At 73.1% G+C, this 8,927-nt stretch carries 8 protein-coding genes; 2 read left to right on the top strand and 6 right to left on the bottom strand.

Annotated elements, in window-relative coordinates:
* Positions 1–139 precede the first annotated feature (139 nt).
* The 5 genes from ACZ7DE_RS36230 to ACZ7DE_RS36210 are packed head-to-tail and all read right to left on the bottom strand — an operon-like array spanning position 140 to position 5,882.
* Positions 140–1,450, bottom strand: coding sequence for a DUF58 domain-containing protein (locus ACZ7DE_RS36230; protein ID WP_470768648.1), 1,311 nt, complete (start codon positions 1,448–1,450; stop codon positions 140–142).
* Positions 1,450–2,439, bottom strand: a complete 990-nt coding sequence (locus ACZ7DE_RS36225) for an AAA family ATPase (RefSeq protein ID WP_470768647.1) — start codon at positions 2,437–2,439, stop codon at positions 1,450–1,452. Before ACZ7DE_RS36225 ends, ACZ7DE_RS36230 begins: the two co-directional genes overlap by 1 nt.
* Positions 2,439–3,635 carry a DUF4350 domain-containing protein gene (locus tag ACZ7DE_RS36220; RefSeq protein ID WP_470768646.1) on the bottom strand — a complete coding sequence of 399 codons (1,197 nt, stop codon included), beginning with the start codon at positions 3,633–3,635 and terminating at the stop codon, positions 2,439–2,441. Before ACZ7DE_RS36220 ends, ACZ7DE_RS36225 begins: the two co-directional genes overlap by 1 nt.
* The gene (locus ACZ7DE_RS36215) at positions 3,632–4,447 is read right to left on the bottom strand and encodes a DUF4129 domain-containing protein (protein WP_470768645.1); all 816 of its coding nucleotides are present in this window, start codon (positions 4,445–4,447) and stop codon (positions 3,632–3,634) included. Before ACZ7DE_RS36215 ends, ACZ7DE_RS36220 begins: the two co-directional genes overlap by 4 nt.
* Positions 4,448–4,478: 31 nt before the next feature.
* The gene (locus ACZ7DE_RS36210) at positions 4,479–5,882 is read right to left on the bottom strand and encodes a glycerophosphoryl diester phosphodiesterase membrane domain-containing protein (protein WP_470768644.1); all 1,404 of its coding nucleotides are present in this window, start codon (positions 5,880–5,882) and stop codon (positions 4,479–4,481) included.
* Positions 5,883–6,022: 140 nt separating this feature from the next.
* Between ACZ7DE_RS36210 and mtnA the strand changes: the two genes are divergently transcribed.
* Positions 6,023–7,168, top strand: a complete 1,146-nt coding sequence (gene mtnA / locus ACZ7DE_RS36205; RefSeq protein ID WP_470768643.1) for an S-methyl-5-thioribose-1-phosphate isomerase — start codon at positions 6,023–6,025, stop codon at positions 7,166–7,168.
* Between the two features lie 38 nt (positions 7,169–7,206).
* Here mtnA and ACZ7DE_RS36200 read toward each other — a convergent pair whose 3' ends face one another.
* The gene (locus tag ACZ7DE_RS36200; RefSeq protein ID WP_470768642.1) at positions 7,207–8,064 is read right to left on the bottom strand and encodes a GNAT family N-acetyltransferase; all 858 of its coding nucleotides are present in this window, start codon (positions 8,062–8,064) and stop codon (positions 7,207–7,209) included.
* A gap of 173 nt (positions 8,065–8,237) precedes the next feature.
* On the opposite strand from ACZ7DE_RS36200, the gene mtrA reads away from it, so the two are divergent.
* The gene (gene mtrA, locus ACZ7DE_RS36195; protein ID WP_187283109.1) at positions 8,238–8,927 is read left to right on the top strand and encodes a two-component system response regulator MtrA; all 690 of its coding nucleotides are present in this window, start codon (positions 8,238–8,240) and stop codon (positions 8,925–8,927) included.

The raw sequence follows: 8,927 nt of genomic DNA, 5'->3' as shown, positions 1-8,927 counted from the left end.
AGGGGGGACCCTGTGGGAGAGTAGGACACCGCCGAACAAATATTGTGGGAGACCCCCGCACCTCATGGTGCGGGGGTTTTCTGCGTTCCGGGTACATATTGACGGGCTCTCCTTCATGGGAGAGCCCGTTTTCGTTTTTTTACAGGCGTCCTGCTGCCTTCAGTGCCAGATAGGCGTCCGCCAGTGCGGGGGCGAGGTCGTCCGGGGTCGCGTCAACCACGGTGACACCGTGCCGGCGGAGTTGTTCGGCCGTGCGGTGGCGTTCGGTCTGGGCCTGGGCGGCGGCTGCGGCCTCGTACACGGCGTCGGCGTTGCCGCGGGCGGCTGCCATGCGGGCGATGTGCGGGTCGGCGACCGAGGCCACCAGGACCGTATGGCGTTGGGTGAGCTGGGGGAGGACGGGGAGCAGGCCTTCCTCGACCGGCGCGGCGTCGAGCGTCGTCATCAGGACGATGAGAGAGCGGCGGGGGGCCGTGCGCAGGGCCGCGGCGGTGAGGCCCCGGGCGTTCGTCTCGACGAGTTCCGGTTCAAGGGTCGCCATGGCGTTGACCAGGGAGGGAAGTACGTCGCGTGCTGTCCGGCCCTGGACCAGGGCGCGCACTCGGCGGTCGTAGGCGAGGAGGTCGACTCGATCGCCGGCGCGGGCGGCCAGGGCGGCCAGGAGGAGTGCCGCGTCCATGGAGGCGTCGAGGCGAGGGGCGTCGTCGACCCGTCCTGCGGAGGTGCGGCCGGTGTCGAGGACCAGAAGGATGTGCCGGTCCCGTTCGGGACGCCAGGTGCGGACCGCGACGGTGGAGTGGCGGGCTGTGGCTCGCCAGTCGATGGAGCGGGTGTCGTCGCCGGGGACGTATTCGCGCAGGCTGTCGAACTCGGTGCCCTCGCCGCGGGTGAGGACGCTGGTGCGGCCGTCGAGTTCGCGCAGCCGGGCCAGTTTCGACGGGAGGTGCTTGCGGCTGGTGAACGGGGGGAGGACGCGCACGGTCCAGGGGACTTTGTGGGCGCCTTGGCGGGAGAGGAGGCCGAGGGGGCCGTAGGAGCGGATCGTGACGCGGTCGGTTCGGTGGTCGCCGCGGCGGGTGGGGCGTAGGCGGGTGGTGATGCGGCGGCGTTCCCCGGGCGGGATCGTGAGGCGGTGACGGGAGGCCTCTGTCTCCGTTCCCGGCTGCCAGCTACTGGGGGGCCAGGCGTCGCGGAGGCGGGCGCGCAGGGGGCGGCCGGACGGGTTGGTGATCGTCAGGATGATGTCTGCGGGCTCGCCGAGGCGGGCGGTGGTGTCGCCGGAGCGGGTCAGGCCCAGTCGGCGTACCGGGGCTGCCAGGGCGAAGTCGCAGGCGCAGGCCAGGGCCAGGGGGGCGTTGACCGCGAGGATGCCCGTCCAGCTGGGGTCCCAGATGCCGACGGGCAGGGAGCCGAGGGCCGCGAGGAGCGCGGTGCGTCCGGTGAGTGCCATCAGCGGGGGACGGGGACGTGGGCGAGGATCGCGGTGATGACGGAGTCGGCGGTCACGCCCTCCATCTCGGCTTCCGGACGGAGCTGTACGCGGTGGCGGAGCGTGGGCAGGGCCAGGGCTTTGACGTCGTCGGGGATCACGTAGTCGCGGCCGGTCAGCCATGCCCATGCGCGTGCTGTGGCCAGCAGAGCGGTCGCGCCGCGGGGGGACACGCCCAGGGTCAGGGACGGTGATTCGCGGGTGGCGCGGCAGATGTCGACGACGTAGGCCGTGATCTCGGGGGACACGGTGGTCTTGGCGACGGCCGTGCGTGCGGCTTCGAGGTCGGCGGGGCCTGCGACGGGGCGTACGCCGGCGGCGCGCAGGTCGCGGGGGTTGAAGCCGTCGGCGTGCCGGGTGAGGACGTCGATCTCCTCCTGGCGGGAGGGGAGCGGGATGGTGAGTTTGAGCAGGAAGCGGTCCAGCTGGGCTTCGGGCAGGGGGTAGGTGCCTTCGTACTCGACGGGGTTCTGGGTCGCGGCGACCAGGAACGGGTCGGGCAGGAGACGGGGTGTGCCGTCGACGGTGACCTGGCGTTCCTCCATGGCTTCGAGGAGGGACGACTGGGTCTTCGGCGGGGTGCGGTTGATCTCGTCGGCGAGGAGGAGGTTGGTGAACACCGGGCCGGGCTGGAAGGAGAACTCGGCGGTGCGGGTGTCGTAGACGAGGGAGCCGGTGATGTCGCTCGGCATGAGGTCGGGGGTGAACTGGACGCGCTTGGTGTCCAGTTCCAGTGCGGAGGCGAGGGCGCGGACGAGCAACGTTTTGGCCACTCCGGGGACTCCTTCAAGGAGAACGTGTCCGCGGCAGAGCAGGGCGACGACGAGGCCGGTCACGGCGGGGTCCTGGCCGACCACGGCCTTCGAGATCTCGGCGCGCAGGGCTTCCAGGGAGGCGCGGGCGCGGCCCGGATCCCCGGTGGTCCCGGCGTTGTCAGTGGTCGGGTCCATCATGGACGGCGTACCTCTCTTTCGAGGGCGTCGAGTTGGTCGGCGAGTGCGATCAGGGCCGTGTCATCGCCGGGTGACGGGCCGAAGAGGAGCAGGTGCAGGGCCTGGCCGTTGCCGTGGAGGTGGGCGGACAGGGCGGGGATGAGGGCCTCGGGCGCGTGCGCCTGGGGGACGGGGACGCCCAGGAGAGGAGCGAGGCGGGTGCGGGTGGTGGAGCGAAGAGCGGCGGCCGCGCGGTCGCGAGCGGCGGCCTTGCGGTAGAGGCGGGCGCGGCCTTCGACGGTTTCGGAGGCGCGGATCGCCACGGGGAGTTTTTCGGGCACCAGCGGGCCTAGTCGGCGTGCCCGCCAGAGGGCGGCGAGGGCTGCCGCGACGAAGAGCTGCAGGGTGCCCCAGAGCCAGCCGGAGGGGAGCAGGTCGAGGAAGTCCTGCTCGTCGTCCGGGGCGGTGGCGGTGGTGTCGGAGAGCGAGGGGAGGTACCAGACCAGATGGGCCCGGGAGCCGAGGAGTTGGAGGGCGAGCGAGGCGTTGCCCTGCTCGTCGAGACGGTCGTTGTAGAGGATGTCGGGCGCGCCGAGGACGATGGTGTCGCCGTCGCCGGAGGTGTCCGGGACGCGGAGCAGGGTGGCCAGGCGCTCGCTGGGGTAGCACTCGTCGGCGTCGAGGTGGCGGGTGGTGTAGCGGATGCCGCCGGTTTCCGCGGTGCCGGCGCGGCGGGCGGCGGGCAGTGCGCAGTTCGGGGAGAGCGCGGAGCCGCGACTGTGGGCCGGGTCGGCGCTCACGCCGGGGGCGAGGGTGCCCACGGACGGGCTGCCGGGTGCGACGAGGAGGGTGCGGCCGCCGGAGACGGCGATCGCCGAGCGCAGTTGCCTTTGTTGACGTGTCGTCAGGAGGTCGGGGGCGGCGACCAGGAGGGTGGTGTCGGGGCGGGCCGCGGTGCGGGCCTCGGCCAGGGAGGTGACCACGCGGGTGGACACGCCGTGGCCGGCGAGGAGTTCGGCGATCGCGCGGCTGCCGTAGGGGTCGGCGGAGCGCGGGTCGAGGGCGCCGTGGCGGGCGTCGGACTGGAGCACGGCGAGTGTGACGGCCGCCGCGAGGAGGAGGACGAAGGCGAGGGTGAGTCCGCGCGCGCGGGTCCACAACTGCAGCGCGGTGGGGGAGGCCGAGGTGGACGGGAGGGTGGCCTCGGTCGTCATTCGGCGGCTCCCCGGCCGGCGGTGGGGGCCGCGGTGCGGAGGCTGTTCGCCGTCAGTCGGGGCTTGGTGCGTTCCAGGTCGAGGTCGAGTGCGGCCATGCGCGTGTACGACTGCTCGGTCGCGCGGCGGCCGCCGTACGTGACGTCGTCGAAGTCGCGGGCGGCGGTGCGCAGTCGGTCGGTGTGGGCGGGCAGGGTGCGGGCGGCCTCGGCCGAGGCCTCGTCGGCCGTGCGGCCGGGGCGGGCGTCGAGGAGGGCCCGTTCCTCGAGGGAGCGGACGATGGCGCGCATGCGTTCCTGGACGGCCTGGTTCCAGTGGCCCTGGGCGGCGTGTGCAGCGGCTGCCGCGCGGTGTTCGGCGGCGCTGCGCGGGCGGTCGTCGAACAGGGCGGCGGTGGAGGCGGGCCGACGGCGCGGGGCGCCCAGGCGCCACCACAGGGCGCCCACGACGGCCACGACGGCGAGGACGACGACCAGCAGGCCCACTGTGCCGCCGGGGGTGGCGGTCGACGCCGTGTCGAACAGGTCGCCGATCCAGTCCCAGAGGGTGTCCAGGGCGCGCTGGAAGAGGCTGGGGTCGTTCTGGTGGTACAGGTCCTTGGACAGTTCGCGGCGGGCCGCCTCCCGGGCGGGATCACGTGGGACGGTCACCGGTGGTTCGTCGCCCGAGCGGGCCAGTGCCGGCACCACGCGGTCGCCCGACCGCACGAAGGCCGCTGCGGCCCGGCCGGCGGCGCGGGCCAGGGCTGCCCGGGCGCCGTCGGCGATGCCGGGCAGTGCCTGCGCGGGCAGGCTGCCAGGCAGCGCCGACATGGTGAGTGCTCCCCCCGTCAGGCTCACCGCATCAGCTCCCGGGGGTCGGGCCGGGAACGGGGGAGCCGTAGTCCCGGAGGCCTGCGGCGCGGGCCAGGTCGAGGTCGAGGGCCTCGCGGCGGATGCGCTGGTCGATGTACAGGAGGACGGTGACGCCTGCCGCGATCGGGAACGTGATCATGGATCCGATGACCGAGCCGATGCCGCTGACGATCAGGTAGGCCCAGCCGTAGTCGGCGCCTGCCTCGACCATGCCGCTGACGCCTCCGTCGCTCAGTGCGGCGCCGAGGACGGCGAACGGCACGATGACGATCATGGAGACGATGTTCGCGATGAGCAGGGCGAGCGACTGGATGCCGAAGACGCGCCACCAGGAGCCCCGGGTGAGCTTCGCGGACCGGCCGAGCGCCTTCTTGATGCCCTGCTTCTCCAGCATCAGCGCGGGCGAGGCGAGGGAGAAGCGGATCATCAGCCACAGCACGAGGACGAGCGAGCCGAGGATGCCGAACGCCTTGAGCGAGGCGCCCGCGTCGTCGTTTCCGGTGGCGCCGACCAGGATGCCCGGCAGCAGACAGACGGTGGCGATCGCGGCGGCGATGAGCACCAGCAGGAAGATCAGGCCGAACAGCCGGGGCACCTGGGGGCGGGCGTCGCGCCATGCCTCCTTGAGGGTGACCGGTTTGCCGAGCACTGCCCGGCTGGTGACGGCGGTGAGCAGGGCGGTCGCGGTGATGGTGCCGAGGAGGGTGACGAGGAGGAGGGGGCCGGAGGCGCGCATGGCGTCGCCCATGGCGTTGAGCTGCTCGTCGACGGTGGCGCTGGGGTCGCCGAGGGCCGCGGTGTCGGTGGAGCCGTTCAGGAGCAGGCCCTGCAGCAGGACGACGACGACCTCGGTGACGATCGCGACGGTCAGCGAGATGCCCAGGACGGTGCGCCAGTAGGTGCGCATGGTCGCGACGGCGCCGTCGAGGATCTCGCCCACGCCGAGCGGGCGCAGTGGGATCACGCCGGGCTTGGCCGCGGGCGGGGGGCCGCCCCAGCCCCCTCCCCAGCCGACGGGAGGGCCGTAGCCTCCGCCGTATCCGCCGTATCCGCCCTGTGGTCCGGGGCCTGCTGGGCCGCCCGGGTGTCCGCCGCTGGGCCCGGCGGGCGGCGGTCCGCCCCAGCCCGCCGGACCGGCCGGCGGGGGTGGCGGGGGCGGTGGGGTCTGGCCCGGGTGCTGGGGGCCTGCGGGCGCGGACCACTGGCCGGGTGGCGGCTGTTCCTTGGACCACTTCGGGCCGGGGCTCTGCGGGTTCGCGTCCGGCTGGTCCGCGGGCCGAGTGCCGGCGGGCCGCTCGGTGGGGCTGCCGGTGGGCTCGGGGCGGGACGTGCCGGGCTCCTGTCCGTCGGAGGGGGCGGATCCGGGCGAGGCCCAGCCCGGAGTGTCGTTCATCGTCGCTCCTTCACGGTGCCCGTCCGCGGTCGCGGCGGCAGGTTGGGAGCCATCGTGCCATGGGGTGCCTATGGGTGGACCGGCCGCGGTATGGGCTGCACACCTTCAATTGTCCGCCGGATCGGGGGCAGACTGATCACATGGCTGATCAGTACGCGCAAACCGGCGAGGACACGCGGCCGACCGAGAAACCTGCGATCCGTTGGGAGGAACCGCCCGAAGGACCGGTACTGGTTCTGCTGGACCAGACGAGACTGCCGGCCGAGGAAGTCGAACTGGTGTGTACGGACGCGTCCGCGCTGGTGGAGGCGATCCGGTCGCTGGCCGTACGCGGGGCACCGCTGCTCGGCATCGCGGGAGCGTACGGCGTCGCGCTCGCCGCCGTACGCGGCTTCGACGTGGACGACGCCGCGGACGCGCTCGCGGGAGCACGTCCCACCGCGGTGAACCTGTCCGTCGGCGTGGGCCGGGCCCGGGCCGCCTACCAGGCCGAGCTCGCCAAGGGCGGTGATCCCGCGCAGGGCGCGCGGGCCGCGCTGGCGGCCGCGCGGCAGCTCCACCGGGAGGACGCCGAGGCCAGCGCCCGGATGGCCGGGCACGGGCTGGCGCTGCTCGACGAACTGCTGCCGGGCGGCGGACACCGAGTCCTCACGCACTGCAACACCGGGGCACTGGTGTCGGGCGGTGAGGGGACGGCGTTCGCGGTGGCGCTCGCGGCGCACCGGGCGGGGCGGCTTCGCCGACTGTGGGTGGACGAGACCCGTCCGCTGCTGCAGGGAGCGCGTCTGACGGCGTACGAAGCGGCGCGCAGCGGCATGGCGTACACCCTGCTCACCGACAACGCGGCGGGTTCGCTGTTCGCAGCGGGCGAGGTGGACGCGGTGCTGGTGGGGGCCGACCGCATCGCGGCCGACGGCTCGGTGGCGAACAAGGTGGGCAGCTACCCGCTCGCGGTGCTGGCGCGGTACCACCATGTGCCGTTCATCGTGGTGGCGCCGTTGACGACGGTGGATCCGCAGACCCCGGACGGGGCGTCGATCGAGGTGGAACAACGTCCCGGGTTCGAGGTCACGGAGGTCGGCGCGCCGCAGGCGCCGATGACGGGAGCGGGAGGAGGCGTCCCCGTGGCGCCGCTGGGGACCCAGGCGTACAACCCGGCGTTCGACGTGACACCGCCCGAGCTGGTCACGGCGATCGTCACGGAGGAGGGCGCCCTCTCGCCCGTGACCGCGGACGCGCTCGCCGAGATGTACGCCAGGACGCACCACGGGGGAAGCCGGCCCTGACCGTCGTCGATCGCCGGTCGGGGGATCGGCGATCGGACCTACGAGCGTGCGGGCTGGCCGGCGATCAGGAGAGTCGTGCCGGCGGGCCGGAATCCCAGCCGGGCGTAGACGCGTGCGGCGGTCTCCTTCGCGTAGGCGAGGAAGACCGTGTCGACGCCGTGCGCGCGGGCGTGGGCGACCAGGGCCGCCGTCACGGCGGCGGCCAGCCCCTGGCGGCGGGCCGAGTCGAGGGTTCCCACGCCGCCGACCTCCGTGACGCCGACGGCCGGGTGGTAATGGCCGGCCGCCAGGGGAGTGCCGTCCGCGGCGAAGGCGGCGACGAGCGTCTTGTGCCCGGCGCGCAGGGTGGGGCGCACCGCGTCCGCGGTGCCGTCCGCGGTCAGCTCCTCGGCCAGCCTCGCCAGTTCCGCCCGCTCCGACGGGCGGTCCGCCGGGGCGGGCTTCTCGGCGAAGACGAGGCGGGGCAGGGCCAGAACGGCGGGCAGCGCGGGATCGTCCGCGGTCAGCGCACGCAGCGTCACGCCGTCCGGCAGGGACTGCGCGGGGAGCACATGACGGGGCGGGAGCGCCATCAAAGGGCGTCGCAGCACCTGGAGGCCGGCGGCCTCGATACGGGCCCGCAGCGTCGGCGCCGACTCGGCCAGCCACTCGAACGCCTCCGGCACACCGAGCTCACGCTGCCGGGCGCGCACCCGGGCGATGTCGTCGGCGCCCACAAGGGCCGAGCCCTGCTCCGTGGGCTGGGCGTGACCCGGACCGCCGTAGTAGGGGGCGCCCGGCTCCCGGCGGACGAACAGACGAAGCGGACCGAAGTCCTCGGCGTCGGCGAAGAGGAGAGGGACGGTGGCGTAGTACTCATGGACGCGGTCGCGCAGCGGATCGCTCATGCGGCGCATCACACCAACGGCGGCCCCTGCCGCGCACCGGAATTTCCCGCTGAACCGCCCCCACCGACCGGCCCCGACACCGTTGTCGGACGGCCGGGGCAGACAGTGACCGCCGCGTACGACTATCGTCACGGGCCAGTGACCCTGCTCACCAGCGCCTCTGTCACTGTTACGAGAATGGGATGATGTCGTTTATGAAGGGACGAGTCCTTGTCGTCGACGACGACACCGCACTGGCCGAGATGCTCGGCATTGTGTTGCGTGGTGAAGGTTTTGAGCCGTCTTTTGTAGCCGACGGCGACAAGGCGCTGGCTGCTTTCCGTGAGGCGAAGCCCGATCTGGTGCTGCTGGACCTGATGCTGCCCGGACGGGACGGCATCGAGGTGTGCCGCCTGATCAGGGCGGAGTCCGGGGTGCCGATCGTGATGCTGACGGCCAAGAGCGACACCGTCGACGTGGTCGTCGGACTGGAGTCGGGCGCCGACGACTACATCGTGAAGCCGTTCAAGCCGAAGGAGCTGGTCGCCCGCATCCGGGCCCGGCTGCGGAGGTCGGAGGAGCCCGCGCCCGAACAGCTCGCCATAGGCGACCTCGTCATCGACGTGGCCGGTCACTCCGTGAAGCGGGACGGACAGTCGATCGCGCTGACGCCGCTGGAGTTCGACCTGCTGGTCGCGCTCGCGCGCAAGCCCTGGCAGGTGTTCACCCGCGAAGTGCTCCTCGAGCAGGTGTGGGGCTACCGGCACGCCGCCGACACCCGCCTGGTCAACGTGCACGTACAGCGACTGCGCTCCAAGGTCGAGAAGGACCCGGAGCGGCCGGAGATCGTGGTGACCGTCCGTGGTGTCGGATACAAGGCAGGACCCAGCTGA

It is taken from the genome of Streptomyces sp. NPDC037083 (assembly GCF_055606485.1).
This window is presented reverse-complemented; position numbering and strand designations above follow the sequence as displayed.